A 17,820-nucleotide genomic window follows, 5' to 3' on the forward strand; every position below is an offset into this window, starting at 1 on the left:
CTCGCGCGCGGCTACGCGAACGCGTGGATTTTTTCGATGATCCTGAGGACTTGGACGGACTCAGCGGGGTCGACGGGGAGCGGCCCCTCCCCGCGGAGGCAGCCCGCGAGCTCGGCGTAGAACCGGGGATAGGCACCGGTCTGGGCCGGCACGGGCACGGAGGCGCCGTCGGTGCCGAGGACTCCCCATGAGTCCTCGGGATCGACGCCGTAGGCAGGATCCGACGGCGTGATCCCGGCCGCGAGGGCCGGTTCCTGGCTGTCCAGGCCCCACTTGGTGTAACCGGCCGCGGACCCCAGGACATGGAAGCGCGGGCCTGCCTGGGCTGCCATGCCGTTCATCCACAGCCTGGACCGGACCCCGGATTCATGAAGCAGGGACACGAAGGCCTCGGTGTCGGCGCCTTCGGGGCGGGGTGCGTGATTTGCCGTCTCCCCGTAGCTTTCCGCCACGGGCCCGAAAAGCTGGATGGCCTGGTCGATCAGGTGGGCCCCGAGATCGTGGAGAATGCCGCCGCCTGCTGTGAGGGTGGCAGTGTCGCGCCAGTTGCCGAAGCCTTCCGGCCGCCACCATTCAAAGCGCGACTCAAAGGTTCGGACTTCACCCAGGGCGCCCTCCCGCACGAGCTTCCGGAGCGTCAGGAAGTCCGCGTCCCACCGGCGGTTCTGAAACACCGTCAGCTGCACGCCGCCGTCGGCCGCTTGGGAGATGAGCTCGTCGCCGTGGGCCGACGCCGTGACGAACGGCTTGTCCACCACGACGTGGAGGCCGTGGGAAATTGCGGTTGAGGCGAGATCGACGTGGGTTGCCGGGGGCGTCCCGAGGACCACAAGATCAAGGTCCCCGGCCATGGCGAACAGCGCCTCCGGCGTCGGGACGATCCTGGCCTCGGGGTAGCGCCTCGCCGCTTCCGCGGCCCGCTCGGGATCCGCCGTCACGATCACATCCAGCGAATAGTCGCCATCCGCGTTGATCAGCGGCGCATGGAAGACCCTGCCCGAGATCCCGAATCCGACGACGGCGGTGCGGATGGGTCCGTCGGTCACCGTCCTCATTACAGCACCTCCGACAGGAAGCGCTGGAGCCGTTCGCTGCGGGGATTGTCGAAGAGTTCGGCCGGCGTGCCGGCCTCCACCACTTCGCCCTCGTCCATGAAGACCACCTGGTCGGCGACTTTGCGGGCGAAGCCCATTTCGTGCGTGACCACGAGCATGGTCATGCCGCGCTTGCCGAGGCCCGCCATGAGGCCCAGCACGCCCTTGACCAGTTCCGGGTCCAGTGCGCTGGTGGCTTCGTCGAAGAGCATCACTTCGGGTTCCATGGCCAGTGCCCGCGCGATGGCGACGCGCTGCTGCTGTCCGCCGGAGAGGTCCCGGGGCCGGTGGTCTGCGCGTTCGGCGAGGCCCACTTCGGCGAGGCGGCGGCTTGCGTGTTCCCTGGCCTCGGCCTTCGACATTCCCTTGACGCTCCAGAGCGCCAGCGCAACATTCTCCAGTGCCGTGTGGTCCGGAAAGAGGTTGAAGTGCTGGAAGACCATGCCGATCCGGGCACGCAGGATATCCGGCTTGACCTTCAGGGCGCTCTCGTCGGCCAGCAGCACGTCCCCGCTCTTGGGTTCATGCAGGCGGTTGACCCCGCGGAGCAGCGTGGACTTGCCCGAACCGGACGGCCCGATGATGCACGTGGTGGTGCCGGGGGCCACGGTGAGGCTGACGTTGCGGAGCACTTCGATGTCCCCGTATGCCATGGTCAGGTTCTTCAGCTCCAGGCTGGAGCCGTGGAAGGTGCTGGCGTCCGCGGCGGCGGTGTTGGCGGTGTTGCTTGCGAGGCTCATGTGTTGCTCCCGGTGATCAGCGGCGACGCCGCATCGAGTTCCTTGACTTCGTTCAGCCCACTGCTGGGCGCGGACGGCCGGCGCCGGCCCGTCCGGAAGCGGTTGTCGAAGTAATTCACCAGATGCGTGAGCGGCACGGTGATGATGAGGTAGAAGATGCCCGCCATGACCAGCGGCGAGAGGTTGCCGGAGAGCACGGCGGCGTCCTGGCCGACGCGGAACAGCTCACGTTCGCTGACCAGCAGGCCCAGGAAGTAGACGAGCGAAGAATCCTTGACGATCGCGATGAACTGGTTCACCAGGGCAGGCAGCACCCTGCGGATGCCTTGCGGTACCACCACGAGGGCCATCGACTTGGCGTAGCTCATTCCGAGCGCGCGGCACGCCTCGCCCTGGCCCTTGTCCACGCTGAGGATGCCGGCACGGAAGATTTCGCCGATGTAAGCGCTGGCGATCAGGCTCAGGGCGATGATTCCCAGCGGGTACGGCGACGGCCCGAAAATCGACTGGCTCAGGCGGGCGAACCCCTGGCCGATCAGCAGGATAGTGAGGATCGCGGGAAGGCCGCGGAAGAGATCGGTGTAAATCCGGGCGGGAACCCTCAGCCATTTGGACGGGGAAATGCCCATGATTGCCACGATCATGCCCAGCACCAGGCCGATGATGGTGGCCGCGACGGAAATGATCAGGGTGTTCAGGAGGCCCACCCCGAGGAGCTGGGGCAGCACTTCGGCCATTGCGCCGAAGTCGAAAAACGTGCGGATGATGGTGTTGAGCCAGTCCATGGTTGCTCTCAGACGTAGTTAGCTTGTGAATCCCGGGCAGGCCGCGTCCGGCGGCCTGCCCGGTGGTGAGCCGGTTGGCTTGGTGCCCGGCGGCGTATGCGCCGGGCTTGCTACTTGCTCGGCGTCGGCGAAGCGGTCTGCTCCGCCTTGGGCAGGTACTGCTCCGGCATCGGCGAGCCCGGGAACCACTTCTGGTAAAGCTTCTTCCAGGTGCCGTCCTCCATTGCTGCGGCCAGTCCCTTGTTCAGGGCCTCCTTGAAGGCGGTCTTGCCCTTCGCGACGGCGAACCCGGCGGGGGCGTCGAAGGACGGGATGTCCGCAGCGCTCACCAGGCCGTACTGCTCCTGGTAGGCCTTGGCTGCCTCGTAGTCCAGGAAGTGGGCGTCCACGGCGCCGCTGTTCACGGCGGAAATTGCCGTGTTGTTGTCCGGGAAGCGGACCAGGTTGGCGGACGTGAAGTTCTTGACCGCGTAAGCCTCCTGAAGCGTTCCCTGGACTACGCCGAGGCGCTTGCCGGACAGGCCGTCGGCGTCCTTGATGCCGGAGGTCTTGGTGGTGATGACTGTAAGGTAACCGGCGAGGTAGCCCTCGGAGAAGTCAACGGTTTCCTTGCGCTTGTCGGTGATGCCGATGGCGGCCACACCGACGTCGAACTGGCCGTTGGCCACTGCGGCGAGCAGGCCGGAGAAGTCCTGCCCGGTGAAGACCACATTGTCTACGCCGGCGCGGTGGGCCACGTCCTTGAACAGTTCAACGTCGAAGCCAGTGAAGTTTCCCTGGGCGTCGGCGAAGGTGTAGGGCTTGGAGTCGCCGAGGCTCGCGACCCGTATGGTGCCCGGTTGAATCAGGCCGTACGGGTTGTCAGCTGGCGCAGAAGATGCCGACGAGGACGCGCCGCAGCCCGAGAGTGCGAGCACAGCCGCCAAGGCTGCTGCAGCCACGGCTGCCGGGCGGAAGTTCAGTTTGATCACAGCGTTGTCCAATCGTTGGAGGGAGAGCGGTGCTGTCAGGGCCGCCGGAGGAGGTTCTCGATGAATCACTCTTGCTGAGTCCGGTCTCAGTCCCTAGGATTGAGACCGGACTCACATCGATTGATTGAAATGTAGCCGAAGCTAAATCAGGCGTCAATAGCCCTCCCGAAAGGTGAACATGAGCAGTGACGGAGCCAGACGGCGCGACGTAACGGTTGCCGACGTCGCAAAAGCCGCCCAAGTGTCCAAGGCGCAGGCAGCCCGCGCCCTGGGAAACTATGGCGCGGTTAGCGACGACGTTCGGGAGCGCGTCCTGGCCGCGGCGGAAGAGCTGGACTACCGGCCCAATGAGCTCGCCCGCAGCATGAACACGGGGAAATCGAACACCATAGGCGTGGTGGTGGGAGACATCGAAAACCCACACTTCGGCCTGGCCACGAGGGGCATCTCGGACACGGCGAAGAAGAGCGGATTCAACGTCATCCTGATCAACACGGACGAGAATACGGCGGCCGAAGTGGACGCCGTGCGGGTCCTTCTGGACAAGCGCGTGGACGGCCTCATCGTGGCTCCCGCGTCATCGGTGGAAACACAACATTTACAGCGGGTTCACGATTCCGGGCGCCCGCTGGTCCTGCTGGACCGCTCTGCGGAAGGGCTTGCCGTCGAGACGGTCGCCGTCGACATGGCGGGCATCTCCTATGAGTCCACCCAATACCTCATCGAGGCAGGCCACCGCAGGATCGCCTTTATCTCCACGTTGCGGACGGACGCCGCCTACGGCGACGGCGCGAGGCTCGACTCCTCGCAGATCTCCGACCGCCTGGACGGCATGCGGCGCGCCTTCGAGGACGCCGGGCTGCCGACCCCCGGAGACCTCGTGCGGCTCAATGCCGGCGATGCCGAGTCTATCCGGAACATCACCCGGGAGGTCCTCCTGCAGCCTGACCCGGCCACCGCCGTCGTCGCCTCTGACGGCCTCATCGCCCTCAGCGTGGTGGAAACCATTCAGGAACTTGGCCTCGACATTCCGGGCGATGTCTCGTTCCTGATGTACGACGACTTCGCCTGGACCCGCCTGACCACACCGCCCCTGACGGTCATCGCGCAGCCGGTCTATGACATGGGCGCGGCCGCCGCGGCCGCCCTGATCCGGCAGATCGAGGGCCGCGCACCCCGCGGAGCACGGCCGGAGTTCAGAGCGACACTCATCCGCCGCGGCTCCGTCGGTGCGGCTCCGGCGCCGTCAAAGGGGCGTCTGGCAGTTCAGGCAGGGTAAAGGCCCGACCAGGCGCCGCCCGGCACCGCGCCATCCAGCCACGGCGCGCCGTTCATTCCGAAACGTCTAATCGCCCTGTTCGTTGATGGCCTCGAGCACGCGGTGCAGCGCCGGGTTGCGGGAGTTGCGCATCCAGATGGCGTGGAGCTCCACCGGATCCACCTCGAAGCCGCCCAGCTCGAGGTATTCCACCCCGTCAATGCCCAGGACGGTTGCCGACTGGGGCACGAGCGCCACGCCGCGTCCCGCCGCAACGAGGAAGATCATGGTCAGGATCTGGCTGACGGTGTGCACGAACGTCCGGTGCGAGGACACCAGGCTGACCACCAGGTCGTAGAAATAGCGCGCCTGCGTGGGTGAGTGCATGATGAGGTCCTCACCGTGCAGGTCCTCCGCGGTCAGCTGCCGGTCCAGTTGCGTCAGGCGGTGACCTGACGGAACTGCCACCATGATCGGCTCCCGGTACAGCAGGCGGGAATCGAACAGCTCATCATCGAACGGCGGACGTGCCAGCCCCAGGTCGATGTCGCCGTTGATGAGCGCCGACGTCTGGTCCTTGGTCACCATCTCCCTGAGGTCGATATCCACATCGGGCAGCGCTCCGGAGATTTCGTTCAGGAGGGCGCCGAGGAGCCCGAACGTGGACGCGGCGGTAAATCCGATCCGGACGGCACCGGCGGAGCCCGCGGATATCCGGCGCGCGAGACTCGGCGCGGCCTCGGCGAGCTCCAGCAGCTTGAGCGCGTCGGCTAGGAAGGCCGTGCCGGCGGCGGTCAGGGTGACACCGCGGTTGTCGCGGTCAAACAGCTGCACCCCAATGGCCTTTTCCAGTTTCTGGATCTGCCGGCTCAAGGGCGGCTGGGTCATGTTCAGGCGAGCGGCGGCGCGGCCAAAGTGCAACTCTTCTGCGACGGCCACGAAGCCGCGGAGCTGGTCCAAGGAATACATAATACCGTGAGGGTATCACGCAATGCAGAAATGCACTTGGACATGCATTGCAGACCGACTTTAGTCTTCATTAGCAGCCTTCGGAGTGACGGAGCTCACGGGCGCACGATTTCCGCTCCCCAGCGGCGAATATTCAAAGGAGAATTATGATCAAGTCGGCATTCACACGTCGGTCCATTCTGGCCACGGGGTCTGGCCTTGCCCTCGCGCTGGCATTGACCGCGTGCGGCGGCAACGTGGCGGGCACCGGCCCGGCGGCGGACGCCAGCAAGTTCCCTGCAGGCCCGGTCACGCTCACCATCGGCGCCGATCCGGGCGGCAGCACCGACCTGATCGGCCGCGCACTGGCTGAGAACGCCAGCGGCCCGCTCGGGGCTCCCATCCCCGTCGTCAACAAGCCGGGCGCGAACGGCGCCCTGGCCACCAAGGAAGTTGGCGGCGCGAAAGCGGACGGGCAGACGCTCGTCATCCTGAACGCCTCCCTGTTCGCCATCACGCCGCTGGCCGTCTCCGCCGGCGAGACGGTCAAGATCGAAGACTATGAGGTCATCACGGGAATTTCCCAGGATGACTACGTCCTAGTCTCCAATGCGGGCTCAGGCATGAAGACCATGGACGACCTGACCAAGGCGGGCAAGAAGTTCAACTTCGCCACCACCGGCGTCGGAACCGGCAGCCAGCTGGCACAGGCTCTGCTGTTCAAGCAGGCAAAGATCGACGGCACCGACGTTCCGTTCGACGGCGGCTCCCCCGCCATGACGGCGCTCCTGGGAAACCAGGTTGATCTGGCCACCATCCAGCTCGCCGAGGCCATGCCCCAGATCAAGGCCGGCAAACTTAGCCCGATCGTGGTCTTCTCGAAGGAACGCAACCAGTACCTGCCGGACACCCCCACCGCCGTCGAGGCCGGCTATGACGTCCCGGTGTCCCAGTTCCGCGCGGTGGCCGCACCCAAGGGCACCCCCGAAGCCGTCCTGACCAAGCTGCGTGAGTCCTTCAAGAAGGCGTTCGAATCCGACGCCTACAAGGCCTTCAACAAGCAGAACCTCTTCACCGCGGCCGAGATCGACGGCGGCCAGGTCGCCAAGGACTGGTCAGCCAACGCGGCCAAGTACAAGGAACTGACCCAGAAGTACGACGTCGATCTGGGCGGCGGCAAGTGATTTCCGCATCAAATAAGGAAGCCTCTTCCGGCGGCAGCGCCAACCACGCTGCCGCCGGGAACGGCCCTTCTCCCACAATCGCCGACGAGCTCCCCGAACCGCTGACTGCCGAACAGCTGGCCGCGGAATGGGATGAGGAACGGCCCCCGCACGCCGGTCCCCTCGCCAACGTGGCCGCGGCCGTGGCCACCGCCGCTCTTGGCGCCGCATGCCTGGCCATGTCAGTGGCCATGGGCCTTGGCAGCCCCGAAAAGCCCGAACCTGGGCTGTGGCCGTTCATCATCAGCCTTGTCATGATCGCCATGTCAGCGGCCCTGCTCGTTTTCGGGCGGAAGAAGCTGGACGCCGAAGCCTTCTCGGGGTCAAGCTGGCAGGTTGCCGGCGGAGTAGCGACGCTGGTCGGGTTCGTCCTGGTGGTCGGGGTGGCTGGCTTTGAGATCCCCACCCTGCTGCTGACCTTCGTCTGATTGAGATTCCTGGGCAAGGAAACCTGGCGGATGTCCATCATCCTCAGCCTCGCCGTGACAGCGGCCTTCTACCTGATCTTCGTCGTGGCGCTTAGCGTGCCCATCCCACATCTGTTCTAGGGAACCTCATGGACTTTCTTGCACCGGTCATCAACGGTTTCGGCGTCGTGCTGGAACCGATGAACCTCCTCTACTGCCTCATCGGCGTCGTCATCGGAATGCTCATCGGCGTACTGCCAGGCCTGGGCCCGGCAGCGACCATCGCCATCCTGCTCCCGCTGACGTACGGCGTCGAGCCCGTGACAGCCATCATCATGCTGTCCGGCATCTTCTACGGGGCCCAGTACGGCGGAACCATCACGTCCGTGCTCCTCCGGCTGCCCGGCGAAGCATCCTCGGTGGTGACCGTCTTTGACGGCTACGCCCTGGCCCGTCAGGGAAAGGCCGGCACCGCCCTCGGCATCGCGGCCATCGGCTCCTTCTTCGGCGGCACCGTCTCGATCATTGGACTGACCCTTCTGGCACCCGTCGTCGCCGGATTCGCCCTGGATTTCGGACCGCCGGAGTACACCGCCCTGGCCATGCTGGGCATCCTTCTGGTGGCAACGGTCAGCAACGGCAGCAAGCTGAAATCCATCATCGCCGCGTCGCTTGGGCTGCTCCTGGCCACGGTCGGCCGCGACACGTTCACCGGCGAGTCACGGTTCACGTTCGATAACCTGTCCCTCGCCGACGGCCTCGACTTCGTACCGATCGCCATGGGCATCTTCGGCCTGGGTGAAATCCTGTACAACCTCGAGGAACGGCACAACAAGGTCCAGGCGCCGGCCAAGGTGGCAAACGTCTGGCCCTCCCGCAAGGACCTGAAGGAATCGTCCGGCGCAATCGGCCGGGGATCCCTATTGGGCTTCTTCCTCGGGATCCTGCCGGGCGGCGGCGCAACCATCGCCTCACTCGCGGCTTACGCCATGGAAAAGAAGCGGGCCAAGAACCCCGAACGCTTCGGCCGCGGCGCAGTCGAAGGTGTCGCCGCACCGGAAAGCGCCAACAACGCCGCCGCGACGTCCTCGTTCATTCCGCTGCTGACCCTGGGCATTCCCGCCAACGCCACCATGGCTATCATCTTCGGTGCGCTGCTGATCCAGGGCGTCACGCCGGGGCCCCAGCTCGTCCAGGACGATCCGGAGCTTTTCTGGGGCGTGGTCAACTCGATGTACATCGGCAACATCCTGCTGCTCATCATGAGCATCCCCCTGGTCGGCATCTTCGTGAAGATCCTGCGGGTCCGGGCGGCCATCCTCGCTCCGATCACGGTGCTCATCACGCTGATCGGCGTCTACACCATCAACAACAGCATCTTTGATATCTGGCTGGTCATTGTCTTCGGCATCCTCGGATACCTGATGAAGAAGTTCGGCTTCGAGCCCGGTCCGCTGGTGCTGGCCTTCGTCCTCGGCTCCCTCCTCGAGGAAAACCTGAGGCGCTCCCTCCTCCTCTTCGGAGGCGACCCCGCCGGCTTCATTGGCCGGCCCATCTCCGGCGTCCTGCTGCTGGTCTTCCTTGTGGTGATGCTTTTGCCGCTGCTCCAGAAGGCCTTCAAGAGGACCCGGACCACCGCACCCGCCGTCGAAGCCCGGCATGAAGAAAAGGAACGAGTATGACAATTCTGATCGGCTACCTGCCCACGCCCGAGGGCGAGGCGGCCCTTGAGGCAGGCATCGCCGAAGGCCAGCTGCGACGCGAGAGCATCGTCATCCTCAATTCACCACGCAAGGGAGCGCCCGTCGACGCCGCCCTCGCCTCGGTGGAACAGGTCACGGAGCTGCTGCGGCGGGCCGAAGTGGCCGGCGTCCAGGCAACAATCCGGCAGCCTGGCCACACCGACGACCTGACCGACGAGTTCATTGACATCGCCGACGAGATCGATGCCTCCCTGATCGTCATCGGTCTCCGCAGGAGGTCCCAGGTCGGAAAGTTCATCCTCGGGAGCCACTCCCAGCGGATCCTGCTGCAGGCGGACCGGCCAGTGCTGGCGGTCAAAGTCCGGGAAAAATCCTAACCCCACCCATTGCAGTCCGCGCCCGGCGGCGATTTCTCCGCCGCCGGGCTATGAAGCCAGGAGTCACCAGAGCCGTGAACCGCCCCCTCAGCCCCACCGGGCCACACCGCATCAAGGACATCGCCATCACCCCGGTGGCATTCAAGGATCCGCCCCTTCTTAACGCGGTGGGCGTGCACGAGCCCTTCGCGCTGCGGGCCATCGTGGAGATCACCACCGACACCGGTATCTCCGGCCTCGGAGAGACCTACGGGGATGCCCCGCACATTAGCCGGCTAAAACTCGCCGCTGCGGCCCTGGCCGGAACCGATGTCTTTAACATCAACGAGATGCGCCAGCGGGTCACCAGGGCCCTCACTGCCGACACCACCGTCGGCGGCCACGGGATGTCGGGAATGGTGACCGGTTCCAGCACCCCGGACCGAGTGCTGTCCCCTTTCGACGTTGCTTCGCTCGATATCCAGGGGAAGATCCTCGGACGTCCCGTGAGCGACCTGCTCGGAGGGGCGGTCCGGGGCGAGATCCCCTTCAGCGGATACCTCTTCTACAAATGGGCGGGGCACCCCGGCCACCAGGAAGACTCCTGGGGAGCCGCACTGGATCCCGCGGGAATCGTCCGGCAGGCCCGCCGCATGGTGGACGAATACGGCTTCACCGCCCTGAAGCTCAAGGCAGGAGTGTTCCCTCCCGAGCAGGAAGTGGACGCCATCAAGGCACTCCGGGCCGAATTCCCGGACCTGCCGCTGCGCATCGACCCCAATGCCGCCTGGACCGTGGACACGTCCATCCGGGTGGGCAAGGACCTCTACGGCGTGCTGGAATACCTGGAGGATCCCACTCCGGGCCTCGCCGGCATGGCCGAGGTGCGCCGCAACGTGTCCATGCCCCTCGCGACCAACATGTGCGTGGTCAGCTTCGGCGACGTGCCTCCGTCCGTTGAGGCCGGCGCCGTCGACGTCATCCTCTCGGACCACCACTTCTGGGGCGGCCTCCGCCGGTCCCAGTCGCTGGCCGGCATATCGGAAACCTTCGGCCTTGGATTGTCCATGCATTCCAACTCGCACCTGGGCATCAGCCTGGCCGCCATGGTCCACCTGGCCGCCGCCACGCCGAACCTGGACTACGCCTGCGATACGCACTGGCCGTGGAAGGAACCCGACGAGGATGTCATCGTGCAGGGACCCCTGGTCTTCCGCAACGGCGCCGTCGGCGTTCCCACCGCGCCCGGGCTGGGCGTGGAACTGGACCGTGAGGCCTTGGCACGCCTCCACGAGCAGTACTTGAAGTCCGGCATGCAGAACCGCGACGACACGGGCTACATGCAGAGTGTCCACCCCGACTACGAGCTGGTAACCCCGCGATGGTGAATGACCGGACTAGTACGTTCACGGTGGACGGCCGGCCACCCCCGCAGCCAAGCAATGCCTAAAGGGTATCAATCAATACATAAATAGGCTTAGACAGGCATGAATTAGCTGCCTAGGCTGAAAAGGAACCACACCACCTCCGCCGCCCGCGGCGCCAACTCCAAGGACCATCCCGTGGCAAAATACTCACCCCAGGAACTCGCCAACGTCCTCAAGGAAGGACTGCTCTCCTTTCCGGTGACATCCTTCGACGCCGAGCTGCAGTTCGACGAAGAGAACTACCGCAAGCACCTGGCCTGGCAGACCAGCTACCCGGTGGCGGGCCTCTTCGCAGCGGGCGGCACGGGCGAAGGCTTTTCACTCACCCCCTCCGAGTCGGCACGCGTGGTGCGTGCCGCCGTCGAGGAAGTCGGAAGCCTGGTTCCGGTCCTGGCGTCAGCGGGCGGATCCACGGCTCAGGCCATCGAAAACGCCAAAGCGGCCGAAGCCGCCGGGGCCGAGGGCATCCTGCTTCTCCCGCCGTACCTGACCGAAGCAGACCAAGGCGGCCTGATCGAGCACGTCAGCGCCATCTGCAAGGCGACATCGCTCGGCGTGATCATCTACAACCGCGCCAACGCGATCTACAAGGACACCACGGTGGCCACGCTGGCCGACCGCCACGAGAACCTGATCGGATTCAAGGACGGCGTGGGCGACCTCGAGCACGACGCCCGCGTCTACGCCAAGCTCGGCGACCGCCTGTTCTACCTCGGCGGCCTCCCCACGGCCGAAACCTTCGCGCTTCCGCTGCTGCAGCTCGGCATGAGCACCTACTCCAGCGCCATGTACAACTTCGTGCCGCAGTTCGCCCTCGACTTCTACCAGGATGTCCGCAACCAAGACCGCGCGGCCGTCAACAAGAAGCTCAACGAGTTCGTCATCCCCTACCTGGACATCCGTGATCGCGTGAAGGGCTACTCTGTCTCCATCGTCAAGGGCGGCCTCGACGCGATCGGCCGCTCGGCCGGCGGAGTCCGCCCGCCGCTGCAGAACCTGGCACCGCAGGACCTCGCCGACCTCAAAGCCCTCATCGCCACCGTTTCCTGATCCACCTGATCCACGTCTCCTAGGAGGAACCACCGTGACCCTCACCGGACACTCCCTGATTGCCGGCCAGCCGGTCGCCGGCGAAGGCAAAACCGCCTTCGGCTTCGACCCCGCCAGCAACGAACAGCTCGCCCCTGCCTACACGCTGATCACCGAAGATCAGCTCAAGGCAGCCACCGCGGCTGCGGCGGAGGCCTTCGAGTCCTTCAGCACGCTGGACCCCGATACCCACGCCGCCTTCCTGGACGCAATCGCGGACAACATCGAAGCCATCGGCGACGATCTGATCATCCGCGCCGGCCGGGAAACCGGGCTGCCGGCTGCCCGTCTGCAGGGTGAGCGTGCGCGCACCACGGGCCAGCTGCGGCTGTTCGCCAACGTGGTCCGCCAAGGCGACTTCCGCGGCGTCCGGATCGATCCGGCCCTGCCGGGCCGGAAGCCCCTGCCGCGCGCCGACATCCGCCAGCGCCAGATCCCACTCGGCCCGGTGGCCGTGTTCGGCGCGAGCAACTTCCCACTTGCCTTTTCGACGGCGGGAGGAGACACCGCCTCGGCCCTCGCCGCCGGCTGCCCGGTGGTCTTCAAGGCCCACAACGCCCACCCCGGCACCAGCGAACTGGTGGGCCAGGCCATTGTGAAGGCCGTCGAGAAAATCGGCCTTCACCCCGGCGTGTTCTCCCTCATCTACGGGCCCGGCAGCAGCATCGGCCAGGCCCTTGTGGCGGATCCCGTCATCAAGGCCGTCGGCTTCACCGGTTCCCAGAGCGCCGGCATCGCCCTGATGCGTACGGCGGCCGCGCGCCCCGAGCCGATTCCCGTCTACGCCGAAATGTCATCGCTCAACCCGGTCTTCGTCTTCCCCGGCGCGCTGAACGGCTCCGCCGAAAAAATTGACGCGCTGGCCCAGCAGTACGTCACCGCCGTCACTGGCAGCTCAGGGCAGCTCTGCACGTCCCCCGGCCTCCTGTTCGCGCCCGCCGGTGAGGCTGGCGACAAACTTGCTGCCGCCGTCGGACGCGCCGTGTCCGCCTGCGCCGGCCAGACCATGCTGACCGAAGGCATCGCCGCGTCCTGGAACTCCGGCGCCGAGGCGCTCGGCGGCGCCCACAACGTCAGCGTCGTCGGAAAAGGCACCGAGGGTGCCACCGAGAACGCGCCGGCCCCCACCATCTTTGGCACCGATATCCCAGAGTTTGTGTCCAACGATGTGCTGCACGCCGAAATCTTCGGCGCGGCCAGCCTGGTGATCCGCTACTCCACGGCCGAGGAACTGATTGAGGCGACCAAGCGGATCGAAGGGCAGCTCACCGCTTCGCTGCAGCTCACCGAAGAGGACTACCCGACGGCGGCACGCCTGCTGCCGGCGCTCGAGCAGAAGGTGGGCCGCATCATCGTCAACGGCTGGCCCACCGGCGTCGAAGTGGGCCACGCCATGGTCCACGGCGGCCCCTTCCCCGCGACATCGGACACGCGCACCACGTCCGTGGGCACGCTGGCCATCAACCGCTTCCTCCGGCCTGTCGCCTACCAGAACCTGCCGCAGGAACTGCTGCCGGCATCGCTGCAGGACGCCAATCCGTGGCAGTTGAACCGCCGGATCGACGGCATGGTCGAAGCCGCAGCCGACGCAGAGGATGAGGTCAACGCATGAGCACGCAGCCCACCGTCACCCGCGTCGAAGTGGTCCCGGTCGCCGGCCACGACAGCATGCTGATGAACCTCAGCGGCGCCCACGGACCGTTTTTCACCCGGAATATCGTCATCGTGACCGATTCGGACGGCCGCACCGGCCTCGGCGAAGTGCCCGGCGGCGAGAAGATCCGCACTACCATCGAGGAGGCCGGGGCACTGATCACCGGCAAGCCGGTGGCGCGCTACCGGTCCCTGCTGCGCGACATCGCGGCCGAATTCGCCGACCGTGAGGCCGGCGGCCGCGGCCTGCAGACATTTGACCTGCGCACCACCGTCCACGCCGTCACCTCCGTCGAGTCCGCGCTCCTGGACCTCCACGGCCAGTTCCTCGGCGTCCCGGTCGCCGAGCTACTCGGCGACGGCCAGCAGCGGACGTCGGTGCCCATGCTGGGCTACCTCTTCTTTGTCGGCGACCACAGCAGGACCGATCTGCCCTACCTCGTGGAGGACGCGCCGTCGGACCGGTGGGAGAAGCTGCGCCGCCAGGAGGCCATGACCCCCAAGGCAGTGGTTGCCTTGGCCGAGGCCGCGCAGGAACGCTACGGATTCAGCGATTTCAAGCTCAAGGGCGGAGTACTGTCCGGCGATGACGAGGTTGACGTGGTCACGGCGCTAGCCAAGCGCTTCCCCGAAGCGCGAGTCACGCTCGATCCCAACGGCGGCTGGCTCCTTGAGGAAGCCATCAGGCTCGGCAAGCGGATGCAGGGCGTCGTCGCGTACGCCGAGGACCCCTGCGGCGCCGAGGGGCGCTTCTCCGGCCGCGAAGTGATGGCCGAATTCCGCCGCGCCACCGGCCTGAAGACGGCCACCAACATGATCGCCACGGACTGGCGGGAGATGTCGCACGCCATCCGCAGCAACGCCGTCGACATTCCGCTGGCCGATCCGCACTTCTGGACGATGCACGGATCCGTCCGGGTGGCGCAGATGTGCCACGAGTTCGGCCTCACCTGGGGCTCGCACTCGAACAACCACTTCGACATCTCGCTGGCCATGTTCACCCACACCGGAGCCGCCGCACCGGGCGAGATCACGGCGCTGGACACGCACTGGATCTGGCAGGACGGCCAGGGCCTGACCAAGGAGCCACTGCAGATCAGGGACGGCGCCATCGAGGTTCCGGACGCCCCGGGACTCGGCATCGAACTGGACCGCGAGGCCCTGGACAAGGCTCACCAGTTGTACCTCAAGCACGGCCTCGACGCCCGGGACGACAGCATCGGCATGCAGTACTACATCGACGGCTGGTCCTTCGACCCGAAGCGACCCTGCCTGGTGCGGTAGAAAGTAACTAGTCCTTCCGCACGGCCGGGCCTCCCCCACATGAGGCTCGGCCGTTCGGCCACGTGTACACAGATAAATAGAAGGGCGCAGAGTGCTCGGCGTTGTCTCCGGAATACTCATCGTCTCCGCGGTCATCGCCGTCGGCTATCTGGCGGCCAGGCTGCGGATCCTGGGCCCCGAGGTCCAGGGCGCGCTCACCCGCACGGCCTTCTACATCACCAACCCGGCCCTGCTCTTCACGGTGGTGGCCGGCAGCTACGCCAACGCCAACAACATCGGCATTCCCGTGTCCCTCTACGCGGTGGGCACGGCCCAGCATGTGGCGCCGGTGCTGCTGGTGCAGATCCTTGTCATGGCCCCGTTCTACCTCACCGTCTTGGGGCTGGCAGGGGGCTCGAAGATTTCCTGGAGGCGGCTGCTGGTCCAGCCCTTCGCCAACCCGATGATCATCGCCTCCGGGCTCGGCGCCGCGGCGGCACTGACCGGCTGGACGGCGCCGGACCTGCTGCAGAAGCCGATCGACATGCTGGCCGGCGGTGCAGTCCCCATGGTCCTGCTCGCCTTTGGACTGTCACTGGCCGGCAAGGCTCCCCTGCAAAAGGACGACGGCCGCACCGAAACGCTCGTGGCAACCTTCCTCAAGATCGCCGTGATGCCCCTCATTGTCTGGGTGCTGGGCCGCTTCGTCTTCGGACTCGAGGGGCAGCACCTGCTCGCCAGCGTGATCATGGCCGCGCTCCCCACCGCCCAGAACGTCTTTCTTTTCGCATCGCCCTACGGCCGGGGCATGAGCGTGGCCAGGGATGTCATCCTCTGCACCACGCTCCTCAGCGTGGGTGCACTGCTGCTGGTGGCGTGGGCTGTCGGATAGGTACTTGCTGTTGCAGGTACGGGGTCGGTGGATAGATAGGGCGCCCCTCCTAGCTGTCCTGGTTGGCAACCCTCCTTGCAGGCCGGCGCGGCTTAATTGTCTGACCCCTCTGGGAGAGTTTCCCTATGGAAGCCATTGGGGAATGCGCAGCGGGTTACGCCGCGGGCCGGGCGGTCACGCCGGGCCTTGGCGCGGTTGCCCTGCTGCGGAGCCGCCGGCTGCGCAGCGTTCCTGCTTCTGCCTTCCGCACGGATTGCGTGGCGTCCGACGGCGGTGCTGCCGCCGGCCGGTCTGTCACCGCTGCGTCGTTCACGGATTCAGCCTTCAGCGGCAGCGCGAGCGACTACCTCGAGTGCTGCCTGGTGCTGCTGGAGGCCGCCGTCGAATCCGCACCCGGTGAGCTGGCCCTGGCCGGTTTCGCGGAGGCCGCGGATTTCGCCGGGCTCGCCGAGGAGATCTCCCGCCGGGCCGAATACCTGCAGGTACTCGCGGCGGGGGCCGTGGACCGGACCCGCACCGAAGCGATCAACGCCGCCGGACCCGCAAGCAAAGCCGCCGGCTGGACCACCGGCTGGGGCCACGACACCGAAGCCGCGGATGACGACGGCACCGCCGCTGCTGGTGCCTCCAGCTCCGCCGCCGGTTCCGCGGGGCCAAGCTCCGCCGACATGTGCTCTGCCGGCTCTGTCCCGGCGGTGTCGCCGGCCGATGACGGGTGCCGGAACACCGCGGAGTTCCTGCGGATCCGGCTACGGATCGGCGCCGGGGAAGCCCGCCGCCGTCTCGCCCTGGCCTCCGCCGTCCTCCCCCGCACCGGCATCACCGGCCAGCCCCTGCCCCCGGCCTGCGAAGAAACCGCCGCCGCCCTCGCCACCGGCACCATCGCCTCCCGCGCCGGCACCATCATCACCACCGCCCTGGACCGCGTCCGCCACATCGCCGCACCCGAGGACCTCGCCCGGATGGAACACGTCCTGACCCGCACCGCGACCACCAACGACCAGGACTTCCTCACCCGCATCACCCAGCGCTGGACCGACGCCATCGACCAGGACGGCACCGAACCCAGCGAAGAAGACCTCCGCCACCGCCAAGGCGCCTTCCTCCGCCGCCCCCGCCGCGGACTCCACCACCTCGAAATCTTCGCCACCCCCGACCAATACGAACACCTCCTCACCGTCATGAACACCGCCACCAACCCCCGCACCCCACTCACCACCGGCCCCGGAAACAGCGACGCAGACGGCGAGAACGGCACCACCACGGACACGAACGAAGGCACCGCTGCGGGACCTCACACCGGGCCGGGATTCGGCGCCGCAGCCGAGGCCGCCGCCGACACCGCCCACCTGGAACGCCGCACCCGGCCCCAACAACTCCTCGACGGCCTCATCGGCGCCTGCAAAACCGCCCTCGCCACCGCAACCCTGCCCGCCACCGGCGGCCTCCGGCCCCAGGTCATGGTCACCATCAGCTACCAGGACCTCCTCAACCGCCTCGAGACCACCGCCACCAACGGACCCCGCTACAACACCACCGCGGGCGGGCCTCCAGGCACCGCGACCGGCACCGGAACGTTCACCTACACCGGCCCCGTCACCCCCGCCACCATCCGCAAAATCGCCTGCGACGCCGACATCATCCCCATCCTCCTCGGCAGCGAAGGCCGCATCCTCGACATCGGCCGCACCACCCGCATCTTCCCGCCCCACATCCGCAAAGCCATCACCGCCCGCGACCAAGGCTGCACCTTCCCCAACTGCACCATCCCCGCCCCCTGGTGCGAAGCCCACCACACCACCTACTGGTCACACGGCGGACCCACCAACACCGACAACGGCACACTCCTCTGCACCCACCACCACCACCTCATCCACAAAGAACAATGGACCATCCACATGCAAACCGGCATCCCCTGGTTCATCCCCCCACCCCACATCGACCCCAAACAAACACCCCGCCGCAACCACCAACACCGCAACTAAACCCACCGGGAGGCCGCGCTAGGGGC

General features: G+C 66.5%; 15 protein-coding genes and 1 pseudogene. 11 read left to right on the top strand and 5 right to left on the bottom strand.

Annotated features, from left to right (window positions below; all coding sequences use genetic code 11):
* Positions 1-11: 11 nt before the first annotated feature.
* The 4 genes from B1A87_RS18135 to B1A87_RS18150 all read right to left on the bottom strand — a co-directional run bounded on the left by B1A87_RS18135 (position 12) and on the right by B1A87_RS18150 (position 3,590).
* Positions 12-1,055: a Gfo/Idh/MocA family oxidoreductase gene (locus B1A87_RS18135; RefSeq protein ID WP_078028676.1), complete on the bottom strand. Its 1,044-nt coding sequence runs from the start codon at positions 1,053-1,055 to the stop codon at positions 12-14.
* Positions 1,055-1,834, bottom strand: a complete 780-nt coding sequence (locus tag B1A87_RS18140) for an amino acid ABC transporter ATP-binding protein (protein WP_078028677.1) — start codon at positions 1,832-1,834, stop codon at positions 1,055-1,057. Before B1A87_RS18140 ends, B1A87_RS18135 begins: the two co-directional genes overlap by 1 nt.
* Complete coding sequence (locus B1A87_RS18145) at positions 1,831-2,619, bottom strand: amino acid ABC transporter permease (RefSeq protein WP_078028678.1); 789 nt, start codon at positions 2,617-2,619, stop codon at positions 1,831-1,833. The genes B1A87_RS18140 and B1A87_RS18145 overlap by 4 nt, the downstream gene beginning before the upstream one ends.
* Before the next feature lie 110 nt (positions 2,620-2,729).
* Positions 2,730-3,590 (bottom strand): ABC transporter substrate-binding protein, encoded by an 861-nt coding sequence (locus B1A87_RS18150; RefSeq protein WP_078028679.1) that lies wholly within the window; start codon positions 3,588-3,590, stop codon positions 2,730-2,732.
* Between the two features lie 178 nt (positions 3,591-3,768).
* Here B1A87_RS18150 and B1A87_RS18155 point away from each other — a divergent pair, with 178 nt between their 5' ends.
* Positions 3,769-4,869 (top strand): LacI family DNA-binding transcriptional regulator, encoded by a 1,101-nt coding sequence (locus B1A87_RS18155; RefSeq protein ID WP_078028680.1) that lies wholly within the window; start codon positions 3,769-3,771, stop codon positions 4,867-4,869.
* Between the two features lie 66 nt (positions 4,870-4,935).
* Here B1A87_RS18155 and B1A87_RS18160 read toward each other — a convergent pair whose 3' ends face one another.
* Positions 4,936-5,817 carry a LysR family transcriptional regulator gene (locus tag B1A87_RS18160; RefSeq protein WP_078028681.1) on the bottom strand — a complete coding sequence of 294 codons (882 nt, stop codon included), beginning with the start codon at positions 5,815-5,817 and terminating at the stop codon, positions 4,936-4,938.
* A gap of 149 nt (positions 5,818-5,966) precedes the next feature.
* On the opposite strand from B1A87_RS18160, the gene B1A87_RS18165 reads away from it, so the two are divergent.
* From B1A87_RS18165 to B1A87_RS18210, 10 genes and pseudogenes are all read left to right on the top strand, one after another.
* Positions 5,967-6,980, top strand: coding sequence for a tripartite tricarboxylate transporter substrate binding protein (locus tag B1A87_RS18165; protein ID WP_078028696.1), 1,014 nt, complete (start codon positions 5,967-5,969; stop codon positions 6,978-6,980).
* A 182-nt stretch (positions 6,981-7,162) separates the two neighbouring features.
* A pseudogene (locus B1A87_RS25105) lies at positions 7,163-7,567 on the top strand (tripartite tricarboxylate transporter TctB family protein).
* Positions 7,568-7,575: 8 nt separating this feature from the next.
* Positions 7,576-9,108, top strand: a complete 1,533-nt coding sequence (locus B1A87_RS18175) for a tripartite tricarboxylate transporter permease (protein ID WP_078028682.1) — start codon at positions 7,576-7,578, stop codon at positions 9,106-9,108.
* Positions 9,105-9,506 carry a universal stress protein gene (locus tag B1A87_RS18180; RefSeq protein WP_078028683.1) on the top strand — a complete coding sequence of 134 codons (402 nt, stop codon included), beginning with the start codon at positions 9,105-9,107 and terminating at the stop codon, positions 9,504-9,506. The genes B1A87_RS18175 and B1A87_RS18180 overlap by 4 nt, the downstream gene beginning before the upstream one ends.
* 50 nt (positions 9,507-9,556) lie before the next feature.
* A complete protein-coding gene (locus tag B1A87_RS18185) occupies positions 9,557-10,873 on the top strand; it encodes a glucarate dehydratase family protein (protein ID WP_078028684.1) in 1,317 nt (438 codons plus the stop codon).
* A gap of 174 nt (positions 10,874-11,047) precedes the next feature.
* Positions 11,048-11,962, top strand: coding sequence for a 5-dehydro-4-deoxyglucarate dehydratase (gene kdgD / locus B1A87_RS18190; protein WP_078028685.1), 915 nt, complete (start codon positions 11,048-11,050; stop codon positions 11,960-11,962).
* 34 nt (positions 11,963-11,996) lie between these two features.
* Positions 11,997-13,613, top strand: coding sequence for an aldehyde dehydrogenase (NADP(+)) (locus B1A87_RS18195; RefSeq protein WP_078028686.1), 1,617 nt, complete (start codon positions 11,997-11,999; stop codon positions 13,611-13,613).
* Positions 13,610-14,938 (top strand): enolase C-terminal domain-like protein, encoded by a 1,329-nt coding sequence (locus B1A87_RS18200; RefSeq protein ID WP_078028687.1) that lies wholly within the window; start codon positions 13,610-13,612, stop codon positions 14,936-14,938. Before B1A87_RS18195 ends, B1A87_RS18200 begins: the two co-directional genes overlap by 4 nt.
* A 91-nt stretch (positions 14,939-15,029) precedes the next feature.
* Complete coding sequence (locus B1A87_RS18205; RefSeq protein ID WP_078028688.1) at positions 15,030-15,809, top strand: AEC family transporter; 780 nt, start codon at positions 15,030-15,032, stop codon at positions 15,807-15,809.
* A 125-nt stretch (positions 15,810-15,934) separates the two neighbouring features.
* A complete protein-coding gene (locus B1A87_RS18210; RefSeq protein WP_144275872.1) occupies positions 15,935-17,794 on the top strand; it encodes an HNH endonuclease signature motif containing protein in 1,860 nt (619 codons plus the stop codon).
* Positions 17,795-17,820: the final 26 nt, after the last annotated feature.

This window comes from Arthrobacter sp. KBS0703 (assembly GCF_002008315.2).
Classification (GTDB): Bacteria; Actinomycetota; Actinomycetes; order Actinomycetales; family Micrococcaceae; genus Arthrobacter.